Annotated in this window: 17 protein-coding genes; 10 read left to right on the forward strand and 7 right to left on the reverse strand. The window is 46.0% G+C overall.

All coding sequences use genetic code 11. The features are described 5' to 3' along the window. Positions 1-286 precede the first annotated feature (286 nt). From ACO08K_RS25610 to ACO08K_RS25635, 6 genes are all read left to right on the forward strand, one after another. The gene (locus tag ACO08K_RS25610) at positions 287-1477 is read left to right on the forward strand and encodes a hypothetical protein (protein ID WP_421799332.1); all 1191 of its coding nucleotides are present in this window, start codon (positions 287-289) and stop codon (positions 1475-1477) included. 35 nt (positions 1478-1512) lie between these two features. Beyond that, positions 1513-2049: a hypothetical protein gene (locus ACO08K_RS25615; RefSeq protein WP_421799333.1), complete on the forward strand. Its 537-nt coding sequence runs from the start codon at positions 1513-1515 to the stop codon at positions 2047-2049. 104 nt (positions 2050-2153) lie between these two features. Next, positions 2154-4307: a family 43 glycosylhydrolase gene (locus ACO08K_RS25620; protein WP_421799334.1), complete on the forward strand. Its 2154-nt coding sequence runs from the start codon at positions 2154-2156 to the stop codon at positions 4305-4307. A 234-nt stretch (positions 4308-4541) separates the two neighbouring features. Then, complete coding sequence (locus ACO08K_RS25625) at positions 4542-5480, forward strand: OmpA family protein (protein ID WP_421799335.1); 939 nt, start codon at positions 4542-4544, stop codon at positions 5478-5480. 276 nt (positions 5481-5756) lie between these two features. Further along, positions 5757-6269: a GTP cyclohydrolase gene (locus ACO08K_RS25630; protein ID WP_421799336.1), complete on the forward strand. Its 513-nt coding sequence runs from the start codon at positions 5757-5759 to the stop codon at positions 6267-6269. 51 nt (positions 6270-6320) lie between these two features. Then, on the forward strand, positions 6321-7547 hold the full coding sequence (locus tag ACO08K_RS25635; RefSeq protein ID WP_421799337.1) for an NAD(P)/FAD-dependent oxidoreductase: 1227 nt from the start codon (positions 6321-6323) through the stop codon (positions 7545-7547). Here the strand turns inward: ACO08K_RS25635 and ACO08K_RS25640 are convergent, their stop codons facing one another. The 3 genes from ACO08K_RS25640 to ACO08K_RS25650 form a co-directional block, all read right to left on the reverse strand. After that, positions 7548-8129, reverse strand: coding sequence for a Uma2 family endonuclease (locus ACO08K_RS25640; RefSeq protein ID WP_421799338.1), 582 nt, complete (start codon positions 8127-8129; stop codon positions 7548-7550). It lies immediately after the preceding gene. Between the two features lie 34 nt (positions 8130-8163). Continuing rightward, the gene (locus ACO08K_RS25645) at positions 8164-9225 is read right to left on the reverse strand and encodes a PA0069 family radical SAM protein (protein WP_421799339.1); all 1062 of its coding nucleotides are present in this window, start codon (positions 9223-9225) and stop codon (positions 8164-8166) included. 118 nt (positions 9226-9343) lie between these two features. Then, positions 9344-11803, reverse strand: coding sequence for a DUF5686 and carboxypeptidase regulatory-like domain-containing protein (locus ACO08K_RS25650; RefSeq protein ID WP_421799340.1), 2460 nt, complete (start codon positions 11801-11803; stop codon positions 9344-9346). A gap of 237 nt (positions 11804-12040) precedes the next feature. Here ACO08K_RS25650 and ACO08K_RS25655 point away from each other — a divergent pair, with 237 nt between their 5' ends. After that, positions 12041-13012 (forward strand): sugar phosphate isomerase/epimerase family protein, encoded by a 972-nt coding sequence (locus ACO08K_RS25655; protein ID WP_421799341.1) that lies wholly within the window; start codon positions 12041-12043, stop codon positions 13010-13012. A gap of 123 nt (positions 13013-13135) precedes the next feature. Here the strand turns inward: ACO08K_RS25655 and ACO08K_RS25660 are convergent, their stop codons facing one another. Continuing rightward, positions 13136-14149, reverse strand: a complete 1014-nt coding sequence (locus ACO08K_RS25660) for an SIMPL domain-containing protein (RefSeq protein ID WP_421799342.1) — start codon at positions 14147-14149, stop codon at positions 13136-13138. Between the two features lie 193 nt (positions 14150-14342). Here ACO08K_RS25660 and ACO08K_RS25665 point away from each other — a divergent pair, with 193 nt between their 5' ends. Together ACO08K_RS25665 and ACO08K_RS25670 are read left to right on the forward strand one after the other, a co-directional pair. Continuing rightward, positions 14343-16139, forward strand: coding sequence for an acyl-CoA dehydrogenase family protein (locus ACO08K_RS25665; protein WP_421799343.1), 1797 nt, complete (start codon positions 14343-14345; stop codon positions 16137-16139). 190 nt (positions 16140-16329) lie between these two features. Beyond that, positions 16330-17271 carry a hypothetical protein gene (locus ACO08K_RS25670; protein WP_421799344.1) on the forward strand — a complete coding sequence of 314 codons (942 nt, stop codon included), beginning with the start codon at positions 16330-16332 and terminating at the stop codon, positions 17269-17271. Between the two features lie 61 nt (positions 17272-17332). Here the strand turns inward: ACO08K_RS25670 and ACO08K_RS25675 are convergent, their stop codons facing one another. The 3 genes from ACO08K_RS25675 to ACO08K_RS25685 form a co-directional block, all read right to left on the reverse strand. Next, positions 17333-19489, reverse strand: a complete 2157-nt coding sequence (locus tag ACO08K_RS25675) for a molybdopterin cofactor-binding domain-containing protein (protein WP_421799345.1) — start codon at positions 19487-19489, stop codon at positions 17333-17335. Positions 19490-19516: 27 nt separating this feature from the next. Further along, positions 19517-20029 (reverse strand): (2Fe-2S)-binding protein, encoded by a 513-nt coding sequence (locus ACO08K_RS25680; RefSeq protein ID WP_421799346.1) that lies wholly within the window; start codon positions 20027-20029, stop codon positions 19517-19519. Positions 20030-20122: 93 nt separating this feature from the next. Beyond that, the gene (locus tag ACO08K_RS25685; protein WP_421799347.1) at positions 20123-20974 is read right to left on the reverse strand and encodes an AraC family transcriptional regulator; all 852 of its coding nucleotides are present in this window, start codon (positions 20972-20974) and stop codon (positions 20123-20125) included. Between the two features lie 159 nt (positions 20975-21133). On the opposite strand from ACO08K_RS25685, the gene ACO08K_RS25690 reads away from it, so the two are divergent. Further along, positions 21134-22123, forward strand: a complete 990-nt coding sequence (locus tag ACO08K_RS25690; protein ID WP_421799348.1) for a phytanoyl-CoA dioxygenase family protein — start codon at positions 21134-21136, stop codon at positions 22121-22123. Positions 22124-22148 lie beyond the last annotated feature (25 nt).

A 22148-nucleotide genomic window follows, 5' to 3' on the forward strand; every position in this document is an offset into this window, starting at 1 on the left:
CAATCTTAGCTTAAAAATTCAAATTAAAATATACCTGGTAATTTTTAATGTCTTTACCTTTTTTATTTTTCTTTTCCTGCTCCCAAAAAGAGCACCATTCGCTGCGTTTACCCACAAATTCTAAGCTAGTTCCTACGAAATATTACACTACGTATAAATACCCGTTTTGACAAATGGGTATTTATACGCATATATTTATTTTCCACTGCGTCTACTTTTGTACCTGACAAGAGATTGGAACATACCACTCCAATCTGCATTTGATTCAATCAATCATCAACACACGATGGCAACTGTAACATTCTGGAACAATGACGATTACGGCGGCATGTCTGACACCTTCAATGGTGCGCAACGCCGCTCTTACAACACTTCCCAAGCTTGGGATTCGCTAAAAACGGGAGCCAGTACCTGGCTGGTCGTATGGAACGGGAGCAATTATACCGGGGATTACCTGAAAATTGGCCCGTCAACCAATAATTCTGACCTCAACCACACTGATCGTGGGAGCAAAGGAGACTGGAAAAATCAGATTACCTCCTTCATTATGTACGGGCATCAGCCTTCATGGTGGAACAGTAGCTCTACCCCTCCGAACAATGACCTGAACCTGGAATCCAATGAAGTAGTATTTTGCTCCGACTCCAATTTCAACGGAGACACCGCTACATTTTTCGCAAATGTTTCCAAATCAGATCTTAATAGCGTCTATTATCCTACCAATCCTGGTCGGGACATGAAAGACAACATCGATTCTTTGGCTACGGGATCAGCGGCCTGGTTAGAAATCTGGAACGAAACGAATTACACGGGCAGTACACTCCGCATTTATCCCAACCACAAGTACACAGACCTGAACCATGTGTCGCGCCAGCCAGAGGGGGATTGGAAAAATCAAATCCAGAGTTTCAAACTCTACAGTGCCCAGCCAGCTTCCTGGAACCTGGGATTCAATGAGAGTCAGTTTTATGGCGCATTTCCAGGTGCCCAGAAGATGCAAGACTCCAGTGGCCCATACTACCACTACAACACCCAGGACTGTGGTTATGACATTCGAATCACCAGCCAGAGCTACGATTCCTCAACGATGACCATGTCCTTCAGGATAGATTATGACCTCTTTGGCCACAACGATAAGGTGTTGTTGGACCTAGTCATAAATGCAGATGGCACCTTCAACAGTGTATCGTACGAGTATCAACAAGGCGGAGCGGTACAAATCCCTAAATCAGTAATCAAAGCCGTGGATGTAAGCGCTGAAGTATTGGGTGCAGTAGGTGCACTGGAGACCGCGGGAATTTCAGAAGAAGCGGCCAATTCGTTTATCGAGGCTTTTGATACCTTCTGCAAGGTCTTCAATAAAATCTCGAATGGACTCTACAAGCTTTCCGAGTCCAATGATGGCCGATTTTACATGGTAGCGGTTTGTACACAAACGCTCTGCCGCGCATTTTCAGCGGTAACAACAAACAATTAAAACCCAAATTCCGGCAACTTTAAAATTCGAAAAAAATGAACTTTTCCAGAAATACATTTACCACCCAGTTAGGGAATTATACGGGCATCAGTTTTTCAGGCGGCACTGCTGATTGGGATCAGTGGTCTGGCACTACTGGCGACCTGAACACCCAACTCAGCTACAGCAAAGGTGGCTTCAATTACCGGACCTGGAGCCCGGAAACGTCCACTATGCCCACCGATCTCGGTTTGGTTGTTTCTTGCAAAATTGATTTTGCAAATGGAATTGGCGACGATCACATGATCTTGATCGTAGGTTTTCTTAAAGTCGCAGGTGCGGCCCCTACAATCAATTTCATCCAGGCATCGGTCCAATTTTACAACGACGATGACCAAAACATCATGATTGATCCCATAAAGAGTGACCCCAACAATCCCACCCAGGATCTTGGTCAGGTGCTCTACGATTCCCTCAACAGCCAAATTATGGCTGACAATTTTGGCACAGACTACACCTCTGAAGGTCGCAAGACCTTTCCTGATATCGCCATGGCGAATGTCAATTCGATGATTGGCGCGGTGTCGGCTTAAATTGGAAGCAAACCATAATATGAAACCCTATCATAATTAAAAACTATGATGGGGTTTCTTGTTATTCCCTTTATATTTAAGCCCACACTTCCATATTTACCAAAATGAAAAAACTTTATCTCTATTTGATTTTCATTCTTTCGACAGGGCAAATCCAGGCTCAGGAGCCTCTGCGCTTCAACTTCCCCAGTGCCAACAACCCCATCATCCCGGGCTATTTTGCCGACCCCACCATCAAAAAATTTGGCGACCTCTACTACATTTACGCCACTACCGACAATGAAATGCTGGCCTCGGGGGCTCCAACAGTTTGGTATAGCAAAGACTTTCAAAATTGGTACAACTACACCATGGAGGTTCCCTCCCTATCTTCGGTCAATTTGCGCAACTTTTGGGCACCCGATATCCTACAAGGGAAGGATGGAAAATATTACCTGTACTTTGGCAACTGCCAGGCGGGCTGCAACATTTACGGGTATGTTTCGGATACTCCATTTGGCCCCTGGACCAAATTACATGCCGACGACACTCCAGTCATCGCACATGACTACCCCATAAAAGGTTTTCCCTCGCTCGATGCCCAATTTTTTCAAGATGATGATGGAAAAATTTATGCTTACTGGGGAACCTGGGTGCATTACAACAGCGGCTATGCGGTAGGAGAACTCCAGCAACAAACCATGGCTTCAATGAGCAGCGCGTCAAACATTCCGCTTGCACAAACGCCCAAGCCTTTCGAAGCAGCCTACCTGCTCAAAAAAAACGACAAGTACATCCTGATGTATTCGTCCGCATCTTGCCATGATGAAACCTATAATGTCCGTTATTCCTATTCCAACAATCCCTATGGCCCTTTTACGCCCGGTGCCAACAATCCCATTTTGAGCACCAATGCAGATAAATCGGTACACGGCCCAGGTCACCATTCTGTGCTCAAAAACAAAGACGACTACTACATCGTCTACCATCGTCACGATTACCCCATGACCCGAGGTGGCTTATCCCGGCAAGTGTGTGTAGACAGCATGATTTTTTTAAATGATTCAACCATCCAGGCGGTTGTACCTTCCCATCGTGGCATTGCCCCTATTGCCCAATCTGAAGTGCCCAAAAATTTGGCTTATTTGTCCAAGACTTCCGCTTCTTCCTTTTACCAAATGCAAACCCCGGAGCGCTACGACTACAAGCCTTCTTTTGCTACAGATGACAACAATGCAACCTTGTGGAAAGCCGCCAATAACAGCTTCCCTCAGCAGCTCACGCTTGACTTGGGCGAGCTTAAAAACATAAAAAGAGTATGCACCCAGTTTGAATTTGCCAGCTACTATTATCAGTATAAAATTGAATACTCCAAGGATGGGAAAAAATGGGACTTGTATGTAGATCGCTCCCAAAACCGAATTCCAGGAAGCCCTATGATTGATGATAAAAATGCCACAGCCAGGCACCTGAGATTGACCATTACAGGTGCTGAAAAAACGGGAATTCTCGCCTCGGTTTGGAACATCAAGGTATACGATTCCTTGTTCGACATCCCTCTGAATCTGCGCAACAAACCCTCCTCTGAAGGGCCGGGCATTGCCAGTTCAAAAAAATTATTGATTGATTTAAATCCAAATAAAGTCCCCGCTTCCAGTCCCTTGATCTCCTTGCCTAACCGGGGATCAATAGGTGGAATTTTCACCAAAAGTGGCGAAGTTGGAATAACACAAGACCCGGAAACCGGGGTCAAAGCAATAGCCTTTACCAAGGGTGCTTTAACGCTGGAAAAAGTTCCCGTGCCCCGCAGTCTGGCCTGGAATGGGGCCTACACCATTGCTACCTGGGTAAAAACACCCAACGTTCCCAAAGAAGGAGGTTGTCTGGCTTCCTGGTGCGACAGGACCGAATTTTACCTGGCCAACTCTTACAATGCCTTGTTTTACAACAGCGGAAACTATGGTGCTGCCGCCCATTTGGATGGCCATTTTGATATGCGTTACAAAAAAGTACCCGCTGAAAACCAATGGCATCACCTGGTATTGACCTTTGACGGGGTGGTAGAAAAAATCTATGTCGACGGGGTTTTGGACAATTCCCAAATCATGACACTGGCTTCTGCGATTGATAAGGCTAAAATCATTATCGGAGCTTCGGATACAGGGGAAAGCTACATGGGTTTAATGGCTTCGTTGCACTTGTATGACCACGCCTTGGATGAAGCTGAAATAAGTAAACTTTTATTAAAAACCAGACCTAAAACAAATAAAAAACCATAGCAAGTAGGGCGGCGTAATCTGGCAAACATTGAGATAGATTGAAGAAATACTGCTAATTTTCTACACCTGCCCTCAAATAATTTGCCCGTTCCACAACTCAGCCTTATCTTCACCGCTCCGACTCTCACACAACAAGCCGATTAAAATCAAGTTACCAAGGCAAAAACTTTTTGTCTTTGGTAAAGTTGATATTTGAACCTACTATTTTCAACTTATTCAATAAACAATACAACGATGAGATCGACAGCAACAAATCTTGCTTTCTTCTGCTTCCTCTGCCTGACATTTTCTTCCTGTGTCATGAAAAAAGAGTACCTCGCCATGCAGGCCGACCTAAAAACTCAGTTGGATGCGGCGAACAAAGACCTCGGCAAATTGGGGGCTAGCCTCAATGAATACATGAGCCGCTTGGCTGCCTGCGAACGGGAAAAAGAAAGACTGGGTGGCGACATCCGGACGAATCAAAGTGCAATGCAATTGCGCGAAGAACAAATCAACGACCTCAAGGCTCAAATCGCAGACCTGAAGTCTCAACGGGAAAAGCAACTGAACACCGTAACCGACTTAACCAAAATTTCCTCTTCAGCCAACGACAACATCAAAGAAACTTTGGCACAACTGGAGAAAAAGGACAAATACATTCATTTGTTGCAAGCTGCACGTACCCGTGCAGACTCCATCAACCTGGCCCTGGCTGTTAACCTGAAAGGGGTTCTGAAAGAAGGTTTGGATGACAAAGACGTAGATGTAAAGGTGGATAAGACCGTCGTGTTTGTCAACCTGTCAGACAAGATGCTTTTCCAATCTGGTAGTGCAACCATGACCACCAAGGCGAATGAAGTATTGGGTAAAATTGCCAAAATTCTCCAATCTCGCCCTGATTTGGAAGTTATGGTTGAAGGTTACACCGACAACAAGCCAATCAAAACCGCATGTTTGGACGACAACTGGGACTTGAGTGTAAAACGCGCCACTGCAGTAGTACGCACTTTGCAAGTTACCCACAAGGTTGACCCCAATAAGTTGATTGCTGCTGGTCGTGGCGAGTACAATGCCCTGGCTACCAACAACACCGAAGAAGGTCGGTCTACCAACCGCCGTACCCGCATCATCATCATGCCTAAGCTGGATCAATTTTATGATCTGTTGAATCCTGCTAAGGTGCCTAACTAATTTAACGCGAACAACCATTGTTTAGCTCAAAAGGGGCACAAAGGACACGAAGCGAAGCGTTGTCAACGTCTAACTTTGTGTCCTTTATGCCCCTTTGTGTTTCTTTGTGAAAAAGAATATCGCTTTTGCAAATACATTTAAACTTACCATCCCTAAGATGTTCCTCAGATGCCTTAGGTGGTTCAATCAAAATGTCTCTTTGGTTTTAGTGAAAATTGCCTCCGCGTTTGGAACCAAAAGCCCTTCCTTCTTGTCCTATCCGAAAAACCACTCCTTATGATCGTCAAACTCGCCGAAGGCGACATCAAAACCAAATTTGGCCCCTTCCAGGAATTCCTCTATTACGACGGCCAAAAAGAAACCATCGCCCTCACCATGGGCAACATAACTGGCGCTGAAGATGTATTGTGCCGCGTTCACTCCTCCTGTCTTTTCGGCCACGCCTTCAACAGCATTGAATGTGATTGCCGGGAGCAGATGGAAATCTCGCAACAACTCATCCAACAAGCTGGCCGAGGCATCATCATTTGGCTGGAACAGGAAGGTAAAGGCAATGGACATTTTGCCTTACTCAAAAGTGTAGAACACAAACGCAAAGGAATCGCCCAAGCCGATGCTTACGAAGCCGTGGGTTTCAAACGGGATGCCCGTGACTACACCAAAGTTGCAGAAATTTTAAAGGATTTAGGTGTCAAATCCATCCGCATGCTGACCGATAACCCCAAAAAAGTGGAGTCCCTTACCCAGCACGGCATTGAAGTTGTTGGAATAAAAAAGGTCAGCTTGTAATGGCTTGTTTAATTTGTGCCTACTTTTGCTCCAACATTTTCCAATTTTTACATGAGTCAAACGATCATCATCATTGGTGGCGGTGCCGCCGGGTTTTTTACAGCCATTCGGGCAGCCGAATGTGATCCAAATGCCCAGGTCATTATTTTGGAGAAAAGTAAAGATGTGCTGGGCAAGGTCAAGGTATCCGGAGGGGGGCGTTGCAATCTGACCCATGCCTGTTTCATCCCTCGTGAACTCAGCAAGTTTTACCCTCGCGGCGAAAAAGAATTGCTCGGCCCTTTCAATCGTTTTGCCTGTGGCGACACCATCGACTGGTTTGAAAAAAGAGGAGTCTCCACCAAAATCGAGGAAGATGGCCGCATGTTTCCCACCAGTGACGACTCCCAAACGGTCATCGATTGCCTCTGGAGCGCTGCACGCAAAGCCGGCGTAAAAGTATACACCAACACCCCACTAAAAAACATCAAAGCCCCTACTCAGGCAGGCAAAACCTGGGCCATTGAAACCAACAACCAGACCCTTCATGCGCACAAAGTGATGCTGGCTACGGGTAGTGCGCCGAGCATGTGGGATTTGTTGGCCAAATTGGGTCATCAAATTGTTCCCCCAGTTCCGTCCCTCTTCACCTTCAACATCAAAGATCCCCGTTTGAGCGATCTATTAGGTGTATCCGTTCCCCTGGCCGAAGTTCAAGTGGAAGGGCAAAAGTTGCGCAGTTCCGGCCCTTTGTTGATCACCCATTGGGGTTTGAGTGGTCCAGCTATTCTCAAGTTATCAGCCTGGGGTGCCCGCGAATTGGCAGCCCTGAATTACCGTTTTGAGGTTAGGGTCAACTGGATCATGTCCAAACTAGAAAGCACCCGGGAAGACCTGGAAGCCTTAAAACAAGAAGATGGCCGCAAAATGGTCATGGCCAATGCCCAATTCGGTCTGGCCAACCGCCTGTGGAAACGCCTGGTGCAAGCCGCGGGCATTCGGGAGGAAAAACGTTGGGCTGATTTGAGTAAAAAAGAAATCCAGGCTCTAGCGGAAGAGTTGACCCAAGGGCGTTTTCAGGTCAATGGCAAAAGTACTTTCAAAGAAGAATTTGTGACGGCAGGTGGTGTAGATTTGAAAGAGGTGGATTTTAAAACCTTCGAAAGCAAATTATTTCCAGGGCTATTTTTTGCGGGCGAAGTATTGAACATTGACGCCATTACCGGCGGTTTTAACTTTCAGGCAGCCTGGACGGGAGGCTGGATTGCGGGTGAAGCGATGGCCAAACTTGAGGGATAATTAAGGATTCAAATCCACTCCTTTGTAAATGCCTAACATTGAGATTTCCAGCCCCATAGATTGTAAGGGAATCATATCTTCCAAGCTATAATAGTCAGAGGTGCGCCACAAGTCTGGAGCTTCACGGAAGAAGCGAGATACGTGATACTTTTCCTGGCTTACGATCAGGTATTCCTGGAAAAAAGAAATTGTACGATACATGTTGAATTTATCTCCTAAGTCAAAGGACATTGAACTATTGGAAGAAACCTCAACTATCAATAAAGGATTTGTAATGATGTCTTTACGTTTTTTATAGAATTCAGGCTTAAGCGTTACAACAACTGCGTCCGGATAGACAAATCGATTATTTGACTCAATTCGGATTTTCATATCGCTACTATATACCTGAAAGGCAGCATCCTTAGCATCTATGGCATTATTCAGTTGGGTAATTACTTTACCTCCTAGTTGGTTGTGCACTACAGTTCCTCCAGACATTTCAATAATTTTTCCATTATGGTACTCGTGTTTAGAAAGGCTGTGTGCTTCTAACTCCAGGTATTCCTCGATGGTGAAAATTTGACTTGCCGAAATTGTCATGGCTCGGAATTTATCAGCACAAGTTAATGCATTTTTAAAACAAACTCAACTGCCCATTTTTGAATTGTTGGTGCAACTCCAGGTTGTAAGCAGGCAGTTTATTTTCCTTGAAGTACAACTTCTTGGCCAATTGGTACTGCTGAGCAATGATGTCCGCAATCTTGCCTTCGCCCCGCATGCGGATCCCCGGGCGGCTGTCGTTGAGTTGGCCATTGTGGCAATCGCGGATGCGGTTGAGTACCCGTTCGGCGCGATCCGGGAGGGCTTTGTGGATCCAGTCTTCAAAAATGGGGCCGATGTCGCCATTGAGGCGCACCACCTGGTAGCCAATAGCTCCAGCCCCCATTTCTGCCGCTTTTTCTGCCATTGGAATCAATTCATGGTCGTTCAAGCCCGGAATGATTGGAGCCAGTAGCGCCATCACCGGAATACCATTGTCAGCAAGCGTTTTTAAGGTTTTGAAACGGCTGTTCACCGAAGCAGTCCGTGGTTCCAGTACCCTGCGCAGGTCTTCATCCAGGGTGGTGATCGAAAGGCAGACGTGAACCAGATTTTCAGAGGCCAATTGTTTCAACAGATCCAAATCCCGCAGTATGAGACTATTTTTCGTAATCATACCCACCGGGTGGCGGTATTTCCACAGTACTTCCAGGATTTGGCGGGTGATTTTATATTCACGTTCTGCCGGTTGATAACAATCGGTGTTACCGGACAACATCAGCGGCACCGCTTTCCAGGTGGGTTTGCGGATGGCTTCGGTCAACAAGCGGGGCACATCTTTTTTGACCAGTATTTTTTGTTCAAAATCCATCCCGGCACTATAGCCCCAATAAGTGTGGGTGTTGCGGGCATAGCAATAAATACAGCCATGCTCGCAACCCTGGTAGGGATTGAGCGAAAAACCCATGCCTACGTCTTCACTTTCGACCTTGTTAAGGATGGTTTTGGGATATACTTCGATGTACTCGGTGGGCAATTGCAGGCTCTCTTCCCATTCTTCAGCCGGAATAGGCGCACTATCGTACACGAGTTTGTGGTACGGATTAGGCGTATTGATTTGGGCTCCACGGCCTTTGAAGTAGGGCGTTTCTGGCATGGTGTAAATTTGAGTGAATTCCCCTCACCGGCACTTCGGCTTCGCTCAGTGACCGGTGAGGGGAATTCACTCAAATTTACACCAATTGTTTTTAAAATAAAAAAATAAAAAACAATAACTACAAACTAATCCCAAACACTGGCCCCACATTCCATTTTCCCCCTGCCTGCCGGGATACCGCCATGTCAAAACGAAACAAGCGGAACACCCCAAAACCCACGTTTTCAATCCCCGCAGCCAGTTCCAGGTAGTTTTTCATTTGCTCTACTTGCAACAAATGGCCGCTCAAGACCAGTTTCCAGCCCAGTTTTTTAACCAATGGAATCCAATCCAGGATTGCACCCTCAAAATGATGTTGCCAATGCGCCTGGAAAAAGGATCGATCCGTGGAGTAATCATAATAGGGCAAAAGCAAAAAGCTGTTCATGTAGCGTTCTTGATCCCCCAGAATGGTTTGGTTGCCATTGAAGTGCATAAAGTCCATAAATTCCAGCTCTCGACGTTGCAAAAAGGTGCCTGCCTGAACCCTGAATTGTGAAAAGCCCCAGGCACCCAAGGGAAGTTCGTCTTCTTCGATGGCAACGCTGAGCAATTGATAGTTTACATCACCAGCACCCAGTCGGTAATTGAGGAAGAATTCGGGTGATTTGTTTTCTGCCGCATATTTGCGCCCGGGATACACGTAATACTTCTGACCAGGGCGAAAGCTGAAATTCAAATCAAAAGTCAGTGCCCGGCTTTGATCGAAATTTCGTGGTGCTGCTGCAGGCTGATTGGGCGTAAAGGCACGGCGATTGGGATCGTCACGTTGGTACCAACTTTGGTCAGTCGTATTTTCCAGGCTACTTCGATTGGCCCATTCCAGGGCGGTGTTCATGCGAATGCCATTGGCCAGTTCGCGGCCAAAACCCAATCTTGCCGAAACCTTATCGTATAGCTTCATGTAGTTGTGCCGTGCCAATAAAGAATAAACTGAATTAACAATCGGCGTAATTGGTTCTCCAGCATTGAATTGTACGACCCTACGCCCACCACTGAGCGAAATCTGGGTGCGCCGATTCCCTTCCATTTGCCGCAAATAGCTCCCCCAAACCCGCAGCTCTTTTTCTGAAAATCCGTAACTCAGTTCTCCATTCAAACGGTACCACTTCATGTTGTATTCGTCGTAGTCCTTGTTGTAACCAAGTTTGAGCGCCGCATTGTATCCCTGCACAGTATTGTACTGAATGGTTCCGATGGGGGAACCCACACTGAAATACTCCCGATAAAACGAGCGATTGTAGTTGTAGCCCGTCAGGAGTTTCATTAAAGTAAATTTGTTGTTTTTACGGTCAATGGAATCCTTATAGGGCTTGGATTTCCAGATGGTTTGCAGGCTGTCTTTTTTGACGTAGTCCCGCGCTTCTTCAGCGGTGAGTGGAATAGGTCGAAGGGTATCCCAAAATGCCTGAGATTGATCATTGGCACCCTCTTTGACTATGAACACTTCTTTGCCAAAAAACTTTTTATCCAAAGTTGGTTTAATGTCGTAGTTGCTCAAAACTGAGGTAAAACTACCCACCAGTTTAAAACCCAGCGCTCCCGCTTTAAAACGAATATTAATCGAAAAAGTCCGCCACACATCTTCCACATTGGGAACCGGGAAAAAGAGTTGTTTGATCCACAGGGAATCCAGTCCGGGCTGTTTTATGGCCGATTGCAGCAACATAAAATCCACCGACTGCACCGCCCAATCCTGATCCACGATGTAAATGTAACCGCGATAAACGGGGTCCTCACTGCGTTTGGGAATGACCTGAATTTTATTGATCACCTGCCCTTGGTCATCTTTGATCGTGCCGATGAGTTTGTATTTGTAGTAAAAAAAGGCATTGTCGGCAATGGGAGAAACGATCCGCCGACCCAAATTGGAATAAGGATCATAGGGGCTAAAATCCATATCCTGCGCCCGATTGAAGCCAAACCCTTGGTCATTTCCCGCTACTTTGGAGTAAATCATCTCCTCCCGGTACTGATCGGGTTGGCGAAAGAACAGGGTCGAGCGCGACTCCGACAAGTAAATTATGCCTTTGCCAGTACTGTCCAAAACGCCCCCCATGTTGCCAATTTCCTGGCCCATGATCTTTTTTGGCGTTTGGGCAAAACCAATATTGCCCTTCACATAAGCATCACAGCGGTATTCTTCCACCTGATCGCGGTAAAATTCTCGCTTCTTGATGGCGGCCCGAATGATGGGATAAGCCGGGTCTTCGGCGTTGGAACGCACTACAAACTCACTGAGTTCTATTGCAGATTCCTTTAGTGATACATCAAGTTTTTGTGGCTCGCGGGTCATGATCACCCGAATCGTTTTTGGCTCGTAACCAATGTACTGAAAAATCACATCATAAGTTCCCGGGCCAAGACTGAGGCTATATTCACCATTGACATTACTGGTGGTTCCATTGGTACTGCCTTTGATGTATATACTCGCAAACGGCAAAGGGCTACCTTCAGCATCGGTCAACTTGCCCGACAACTGAGCAAACAATCCACTACAAGCAAGGGTAAATAGGAGTAAAAGGGTAAATTTTTGCATACACAACGAGGTTTTCAAAAGAGAACCCCAAAAAAGAAAAAAGGATGGTTTAACGCAAACACTTTAAGATAGGCTTAACTATCTGTTCGACGAATAGCATGGGGGTGATAAAAAAATAAGTGATCATTTTGCTCAACTGCTTTGTGTAAAAAATACACATTGCAGTATTGCCTTGCTGATTTTTTTTTTCGACCTTTCTCCAATCAAAAAATTTTCAACCCTGCAAAATCCTGAATCATGCTGCATCGTCGACAATTCATCAAAAGCACAGGCTGGGCAACAGCTTTCGCACTGAGTCCTTTTGCCCAAAACCTAATGGACGATATGACCAAAAAGAAGAAAAATCTGGGTGTACAATTGTTCTCCATTCCCCAAATGGTAGACAAAGACCTGAAGGGCACCCTGCAATTGCTGAGTGAAATTGGCTACAAAGAGGTGGAGTTTTTTGGCCCCTACCCATTCAGTGCCCCCGAAACCATTGAAAGTTGGAAGGGCCTGGCCGCCCAATTGGGCATCAAACGCAATGCCTTTTATGGCTACAGCATTCCGGAAATCAAAAGCATGTTGAGCGATTTTAAACTAAAAACGCCCTCCATGCACCTGGATCTGATTACTTTCCGCAAAAACCTCAAAGCAACCCTGGATGCAGTTGCACCACTTGGGGTAAAATACCTTGCCCTACCTGCCCTTAGTGACATCAATGATCGACGTACTTTGGATCATTACAAACGCCTGACGGATGAATTTAATGGCTTTGGCAAACAAATGGCGGAATACGGCATGGCTTTCGTTTACCACAACCACGGCTTTGAGCACGCCAAAATGGACGGAGTCGTCCCCATGGATTACCTCCTACAAAATACGGACAGCAAAAACGTCAAATTTGAATTGGATATCTTCTGGATGAGTGCAGCTGGTGCCGATCCGGTGGATTACCTGAACCGTTACCCCGGACGCTTTAAATTGATGCACATCAAAGATGCTGCAGAAAAAGTGCGTTTTACTGGCGATGGAGGAACTCCAGATCAGTGGATGGCGGTTTTTTCTAAAATGGCTGATCCGGGAACAGGCGTTTTTGATATCCCAAAAATGCTCCAGGCTGGTCAAAAATCCGGGGTGGAGCATTTTTACCTGGAAAGAGATTTGACGCCAACACCGGAGGCGACTTTGAAAAATTCATTCGCGAATTTGAGCAAAATGAGCTTCTAATTAAACACTTCTAAGGTGTTCTAAGGTGCCTAAGGTGGTTCAAAATAAACAATGTATAATTTGAACCACCTTAGGCACCTTAGAACACCTTAGGGCTGATTTGCTTAACTATCTGGTGTAAAATCACTCGATTTTCAAACTCTTCACCTCCCCAGTCGGCGTCACCAAAATGAACTCCTTTTTCACTTCAGTTTTCACCTTTGGCTTCGCTTCCGGCATTTTAAACCTTACCGCCAGGTTGTACGAAAACTGCACCGCTGGCTCCAATATTTCCGGATTGATCACAATGTCGTAATCATTTGCCGCTACGGCATTGTAAAAACGTAGGGTAGGTTTATCGGCAGGTTGAACCACTGAGTTGTTTTTTTCTGAAGCATCCAATGACTGGGTGCTAAAGGCCTGGTAACTCTCATAACGATTTGTTGGGTAAGCTACCCAGGCATTTTCTGCGGTGATGGTGTAGGCTGAATCCAGTTTAATCCCCATTTTTGCGTAGGAATCCTTGATGTTTTCGAGGTAATCAAAAGAGAGAGAGCGTAGTTCCTGATACACTTTCTGCTGGTCTTTGATGAAATAATCCACTTTCACAATGTCATAAATCTCCTGCTTGGCAGCAGCAGTAACGATCTGATCCAAAATGCTAGGCTTGGTGTAGCGAATGTGGATGTTTTTTTGCAATTCAAAACCTTTGGGGATTTCGGTAAGGGTCTTTTTGGAAAAAATCTTCTTGCTCACATCATACTCATACTTGGGCAAAAAATTGACCATATCCACATAAACATCCGTCTCGGGGATACCCAGTCCTTTGAGGTCGTTGAGGAAATTATTCAAACGATTGTTGAGTAAAGTATTGGTCTCATCGGCTGTTTTGGCAACTTGTAACATGGTGAATACAGCTGTGTAAGAACTTGCCCGCTGATTGGACATCGTATTGATCGTGATTTCAATGCTGTTGTCGTCCTGCAATTTGGCGCTGCGGGGAATGGAGCGGTACTGGGCATTCAAATTGGCATTCGACTGGATTTGCTGGTATTCATTGCTTTGCTTTTTTTGCTCGGCATAGTTGCCCATTACCTGGGCCTGAAGGGAAGCAAAAAAGCAGGTTCCAATGACCAAAGGGATAAGGTGTTTTCTCATGACTGGATTGTTTTTAATCATTTAACCAGAAGGTAACGCATCCATAGTTCCTTTAATTTTTGAGGTCAAAAAATATTTTTAGCGAAAATTCGCTAAAAATTTCGATCAGGGCTTTACAAATTCAAAACTTGCGCTTATTTTTGTAGCGAATTTTCGCTAATTCTTTCATTGAACGAACAAACACAATATACTTATGGAAGCTGTGATGAGCAAAACCGCACTTCAGGGAGGTGAATTTTTAATCAAGGACTCCCTGGCTGAAGACATCTTCATCCCCGAAGAATTGAACGAGGAGCAACGGATGATCCAAGAAACCGTCCGGGATTTCCTGCACAACGAAATTTTCCCCAACATTGAAAAAATTGAAAACCAGGAAGACAATATCGCCCCACGCTTGTTGGAAAAAATGGCGGAATTAGGGCTCCTGGGTACCCATATGCCTGAAGTTTACGGCGGAATGGAATTGGATACCAATACCAATACGCTGATTGGTGATGCACTCGGCCCAGCTGGAGCATTTACCGTTTCTTTTGCGGCTCATATCGGCATCGGTATGTTGCCGATCCTGTATTTTGGCACCGAAGAGCAAAAACAAAAATACCTGCCCCGCCTGATCAACGGCGAACTCAAAGCAGCGTATTGCCTCACCGAGCCAGGTTCTGGTTCAGATGCCCTAGCCGCCAAAACACGGGCAGACTTAAGCGCCGATGGTAAAAACTACCTGCTCAATGGACAAAAAATGTGGATCTCTAATGCGGGATTTGCTGACCTGTTCATCGTTTTTGCCAAAATTGATGGCGATAAATTTACCGGTTTCATCGTAGAGCGGGATACCCCCGGTTTGACTTTGGGCGCCGAAGAAAAGAAATTGGGCATCAAGGGATCCTCTACCCGTCAGGTGTTTTTTGAAAATGCGCCAGTGCCCGCCGACAATGTTTTGGGTCAAATCGGCAAAGGCCACCTGATCGCCTTTAATGCCCTGAATATTGGCCGTTTCAAATTGTGCTCCCTCAGTTTAGGTGGTGCAAAATACAGTGTTACCACTGCGATTCGTTACGCCAACGAACGCATCCAGTTTGGTGTGCCAATCTCTAGCTTCGGAGCCATCCAACATAAACTGGCTGAACAAACCATCCGCATTTTTTCCACCGAATCAGCCCTTTATCGGGTTTCCAATTTGCTGGAATTGAAAAAGCAGGAGTACGAAGCCCAAGGACTGGATTTTGCCCAATCCAAACTAAAAGCTGCCGAGGAATACGCCATCGAATGTTCCATCCTGAAAGTAACTGGTTCCGAAGCCCTGGATTTTGTAGTGGATGAAACCCTACAGGTACACGGTGGAATGGGCTTCTCCGAGGAAGGAACTGCTGCACGTGCTTACCGCGATGCCCGCATCAACCGCATTTACGAAGGCACCAACGAGATCAACCGCCTCTTGAGCATCGACATGTTGCTCAAACGCGCCATGAAAGGAGCACTCGACATCGTAGGGCCAGCCTGGCAGGTGCAAAAAGAATTGGCTTCCATGCCTGGTTTTGAGAAGGAAGAAGGACCTTATGCTGAAGAGCGCAAAGCGGTCAAAGACTTCAAAAAAGCCGTTTTGATGGTAGCTGGCGCTGCTGCAAAATTGCAGATGGAAGGCAAACTCGATCTAAAAAATGAGCAGGAGATCATCATGAACGTTGCCGATATGTTGTCGGATCTGTTTTTGGCGGAATCGCTCTTGCTGCGGGTTGAAAAACTGGCCGGGATGACGGGCAAAGTAAAACAGGAAGTATACGATGCCATCCTGAGCGTTTTCATCCACGATGCGACCCTGCGCATGAACAAAAATGGTACCGATGCACTGGCTTCTTTTGCTGAAGGAGACCTGCTGCGTACGATGTTAATGGGCTTGAAGCGCTTCACGAAGTATCCTGCCCAAAACGTCAAAGCCTTGCGTCGAATGATAGCTGACGTATTGATTGACGCAAATGAATATGCATTGTAACCTTTGAGTTTGTTTAAATTATTACGGTCTAGTTTTTTACTGACCTAGCGTATTGTATTCATAAGTTACTAAGTGTTTGTTGAGTGCGCTTCAGTCGATTGGACTGAAGCGCTTTTTTTTTAACTTATTTTTTGCAATAATAAAATGTACTTCTGTCGTTAATGTGGCGTAATAACCATCAATTCAAGCCATGCGTAATCTGTTTTTCTTGCTCGTTTTCAGCCTTTTGATTCCAGTATTTGGCCAGGCCCAAAACAAAACCAAACTGAGCCCTGCCGCTCAAAAAGAACTCAAACTCTACGAAGATACCCTAGGGGTGCTCTCTTTTTTAGTGATCAATGATTCACTGCCGGAGAGTCGTTTTGCGGCAACCCGGAAGATGATCCTGACCCTCAAAAAAGCCTTGAAAGTTACCAATTCCTACCAATACAAGTTTGCACGGCTCAAGCCGATCTCTATCCAATACGCACCCGACAGTACCTTCCGGATTTTCACCTGGCAGCTTTTTGTTGACGATAATACTTACCATTATTATGGAGTTATACAAATGAATAGCCCCGAACTAAAAATGTATCCCCTGGTGGATCGCTCGGCCAAGATGGAAGATGTGCAACAAGCCATCAACGGGCCAGACAACTGGTATGGGGTGATTTATTACAACATACTGAAACTCAAAGACCCCGCTGGACCTAAGTATTTGCTTTTCGGACTGGATACTTATTCCTTTTTCAAGCGCCGTAAAGTCATTGATGTTTTGACCTTCAAGGATGATCAAGTAGTCTTTGGTGCGCCCGTTTTTCCTAAAACCATCAACAATGAAGGGCCCGTAAACCGCTTACTCCTGGAATACAGTGCCGAAACCAGTGTAAAAATGAACTGGGACGAAGCCATGGGCATGATTGTTTACGACCACCTGATCCCCTACAACGGCACTGCCAAATCCGGGCCAGTAAATGTACCCGATGGTACTTACGAAGGTTTTAAAATTGAGCAGGGGAAGTTGGCCTATGTGGATAAGCTGGAGACACAAATTCTGGAAGAAGCCCCAACACCAACACCGCTGAACGCCAAAAAGAACGTCATTTACGATCGAAATAATCCGACGGGTAAGAAGAAAACGGGGCAAAACTAGGCTAACGTGATAAAAAGAAAGAACGGAAAGCTTCTAACGCTTTCCGTTCTTGTTCTATCATTTACACATTATTCAAATCAATCGGCAACTTCCGCAAACGCTTGCCCGTAGCCGCAAAAATGGCATTCGCCAAAGCAGGCGCTACTGGCGGCAAGCCAGGCTCGCCTACCCCACCGGGTACTTCTCCACTGTTAACAATGTGAATTTCCATCTCCGGTGCTTCATTGATGCGCATGATTGGGTAATCGTTGAAATTAGACTGTTGCGCCATGCCTCCAGCGTAAGTGATGCCAGGTTTAATAGCTGCAGTTAAGCCCATTACGATGTTGCCTTCGGTTTGTGCCTTGACGTTGTCAGGGTTAACGTGCCAGCCACAATCGATAACGGATACTACTTTATCAATTTTGACACTGCCGTCGCCTTGTTTGGAAACGGTCACACAACAAGCGCTGATGCTACCAAAACTTTTGAACATGGCAACACCCCGGCCTTGCCCCGCGGGTAGTTTTTCCTTCCAGTTGGCTTTTTCGGAGATTACTTCCAGCACTTTTTTGAAACGAGCATCCTGAAGTACCCCCAAACGAGCTTCAATCGGATCCTGACCCGCTGCATGCGCGAGTTCATCCATAAAACACTCTTGTCCAAAGGCAAAATTGGAAGCATATACCGAACGCCACCACACGATTGGAATATCAGTTTTGACATTGCTCCAGCTCAGTTTCCAAACCGGGAGGTTGTATTTGTGGTTTTCAGCACTCAACTCGCCAGTAATCCAATCATCTACTTCGTGGTCCTTCAAGCCATTAAACACCTGGCGATTAATAGACTCACCGATGGCATGATGGTGGAATGCCGCGATTTTTTTGCCGTTTACTGCGCCACGCATCGCGCTCAACATACCTGGGCGATAAGGCCCTTGGCTAATGTCATCCTCACGAGTCCAAATGACTTTGACCGGTTTTTTCAATTCCTTGGATAAAAAGCAGGCTTCCAGCAAAAAGTCGTGATAAGCTTTGCGGCCAAAGGCTCCACCCAACAAAAAGACGTTGATTTTGATCTGTTCTGGTTTCACTTTGAGGTAACCCGCTACGTCCCTCAATGCCCAATCTGGCCCTTGAATCGGAGCCCATATTTCCACCTCCCCATTGTCTTTGACATGAGCGATGGCGTTTTCAGGTTCAATCGGGGCATGCGCCAGGAAAGGTGTTTCATACACTGCCTCCAGCGTCTTTTCAGCATGCGCCAAAGCTTGATCGATGTCCCCTTTTTCTTCAAAATTGATGCCTTCCGCTTTAGCGGCTTCGTAACTTTTGGCGAAATAGCTGTCCGTGGTCATTTTATCAAGGCCACTGTTGTCCCAAGTTACGTTCAGGGCTTTTTTGGCTTTGAGGGCAGCCCACCAGTTGGTCGCGATCACTGCAACTGCTTCTGAAGTCCGGTGGGGCATGGGGCGCTCCGCCTTCATAACCTTGATGACTCCAGGGATTTTTTTAGCAGCTGTATCGTCAATGGAGACGATTTTGCCATGGATGGCTGGAGCATGCAGAATAGCCGCATAAACCATTCCAGGCACATCTACGTCCATCCCAAAAACTGCTTTGCCAGTTACCCGATCGGGCACATCCAGGCGTGGTTTGGTTTTGCCAATGATTTTAAAATCCTTCGGATCCTTCAGTTTAGGATTTTTGGGGATCGGCAATTTGGAAGCTTCATCGGCCAATTCGCCGTAGGAGAAACTTTTATCGCTGTTGCGTTGGTGAATGCGACCATCTTCAGCGTAACATTTGTCAATTGAGACTCCCCAGCGTTTGGCGGCAGTTTCTGTCAGCATTTCTTTGGCTGCTGCGCCAGCTTTGCGCAGTGGCTCCCACAATTCACGTACACTACTGCTACCGCCAGAGGTTTGGCTACCGTATTTGGATTTTCCATCCGACTGGATGAGTTTGACTTTTTCCAAACTCACTTCCAGTTCTTCCGCCAAAAGGGAAGGTACCGCCTGGGTTGAACCCTGCCCCATGTCTGGGCGTGGGTTGACCAGGGTGATGTTGCCCAAATTATCGATGATGATAAAAGGGTTGATTTCAAGTTGTAAGGCTTCTTCCGTCAATTTGACGATCGAAGCATTTTTGGCGATTGAGGAGACCCCCAGCATCAGTCCCAAACCGGACAAACTGCTTAGCCTCAAAAATTCGCGACGACTATTGGAATTTGGTGCCATAAGCTCTTGATAATTGAGGATGAGGGATTATTTACCGCCGGCTTTGCCTACTTTCTGGCTGCCACCGCCACTGGTTTTGGATAAATCAGCGGCACGGTGAATGGCTTTGCGGATGCGGTCGTAAGTGCCACAGCGGCAGAGGTTACCACTCATGGCACTGTTGATGTCTTCGTCTGTTGGATCAGGAGTGGTTTTGAGCAAGGCAACTGCTGACATGATCTGGCCGGATTGGCAATAGCCACATTGCGGCACTTGCTCTTCGATCCAGGCTTGTTGCACGGCATGGAGGGTAACTCCATCCGAAATGCCTTCAATCGTGGTCAGTTTGGCACTTTTGGCCAAAGAAGATACAGGAGTTTGACAGGAACGGATGGGCTGACCATTCAAGTGGACGGTACAAGCGCCACAAAGCGCCATACCACAACCAAATTTGGTCCCTTTCAGTCCTGCAAAATCGCGCAGAACCCAAAGCAAAGGCATGTCTGGCTCAACATCCACCGTTACTTTTTTCCCATTGACATTTAGGTTATAAACAGCCATTGTGATGAATTTTGGGTGTAAAACAGCATTAAAGGTACTCAATTCTAAAAGTCAATACCAGATAAATGTTGCCATTTGGGGCAAAAATGCAATTTAAAAGGAGGATAGATGACGTCTTCGAAAGTCCTTCGGGTTTTCGCCATTTAACTTTTTAAAGGTTTTATTAAAATGAGACAGGTTTTCAAACCCACTTTCGTAACAAGCTTCTGATACATTGTATTGCTTTAACAACAGGCGTTTAGCCGTATTGATTCGGTATTGGTTCAAAAATTCGGTAAAGGTCATACCCGTCATTTTTTTGAAATACCGGCAAAAGGCAGCGTTCGATAAATTGGTCAATGCGACGATTTCCTCCATCCTGATTTTAGCCCGGTGGTGTTTTTCTACAAAATGATAAATCCGCTGCAGCCTTTGTTGGTCCTGAAAGTATTGCTCATTTTGGATGGGCGTTGCACCTAGCTTTTGTGCATCAGTACTCAAAGCCAGGGTTTGAAAAATATCCAACAACTCCATAAGCTGCTGAAAGTGACTCAGATTGACTAAGCGTTTTAGTCGTTGCCCAATCGTGGTTTTGGTTTCTCCCAAAAAAGAGACCCCTTCCCTACCCTGTTCAAACAAATGCCGCACATCGCTCAGCTCTGGTGCCAGAAAAAAGCTTTTGCCCAAAAAATCCTCCTTGAGTTGAATGACAATTTTGTAATGTTCATGCTCTACCCCGTAATCAAAATTGAGGTGTGGCACATTGGGGCCAATAAAAACCAAATCGCTGCCTTCGTAACGCGAGATATGATCTCCGATGTGTCTGGTGCCATTGGCCCCTTCAATGTAAACCAGTTCGTATTCGGGATGGTAATGCCACAAAAAGGTGTTGTGCAAACGTGGGGTGAGCAAAATCCGGAAAGAACGATCCGTATCAGGTCGAATGTCTTCAAACTGGATTTTCATGCTTTTTTGTTCAAAAATAACTAATCAAATTGATTTTCTAGCCCAAATAGGTCAATGGAGAACAAAAAAATGCAATTCTGGGGGTGGAAAAGGCACTGTCGCTTGGATAATTTTGCTTTATCAATCAACAGTTCCTTTTTCACCATCAAATCCAATACCATGCAACCTGAAACACCCACCATGGCACCCTCGATGACACCAACAATGACCTTTGACCACAATCACGAAGATATCCCCGGTAACCCCTCTACCGCAAAAAGCAGTCAGGCCAAGCTCAGTGATCGTTCGAATGGCCAACCGCTCCGCGTGTTGTCAGAAGAAGATTGGCAGTTTTGGCAACACAATGGCTACATCGTTGTCAAAGGTGCTGTACCCAAGGAAAACTGCGCAAAAATGGCTGCACTACTTTGGGAGTTTGAAGAAAAAGACCCGAAAGACCCAGAAACCTGGTACGCCCCCGCTCGCGCCGAAATGCGAATGAAGGAGTTGACCAACAGCGGAATGGTAGAAATATACAACCACCAATACCTCTGGGACAATCGGCAATCTGAACGTTTGTACAACGCTTTTGTGGACATTTGGGGTACCGAAAAATTGTGGGTAACCATCGACAGGGCCAATTTGAATTTCCCCTCTCGCCCCGGGCATGAGTTCAAAGGTTTTATCCACTGGGATTACGACCCTGAAACAAAACCCCAAAATGTCCAAGGCGTACTGGCTTTGGCCGACCAAACCGATGAAAACATGGGGGGATTTCAGTGTGTCCCTGAATTGTTCCGCACCTATGATACATGGAAGCTCACGCAACCAGCCGACCGCGATCACTTCAAGCCAGATGTGACTGGATTTGAACTGGTAAAAGTAAAAATGGAAGCCGGCGATTTGTTGATTTTCAACTCCAGCCTGGCCCACGGCATCCGCCCAAATATGAGTAAGGATAAGGTGCGGATCGCTCAGTACATTTCCATGATGCCAGCCCAGGAAGAAGACCAGGCATTATTGAACTGGCGCCTCAATTCCTGGAGAGATCGCATTGCACCTGAAGGTTATGCTTTCCCGGGCGACCCTCGCAAGTGGGAACAAACCCGCTACCAAACGGCTGAATTAAGTTCATTGGGCAAAAAGTTGCTGGGATTGGAAAAATGGTAATTTTGCACATCCATTTTAACCCATC

Origin of the sequence: Haliscomenobacter sp. (genome assembly GCF_965225875.1) — a bacterium.
Classification (GTDB): domain Bacteria; phylum Bacteroidota; class Bacteroidia; order Chitinophagales; family Saprospiraceae; genus Haliscomenobacter.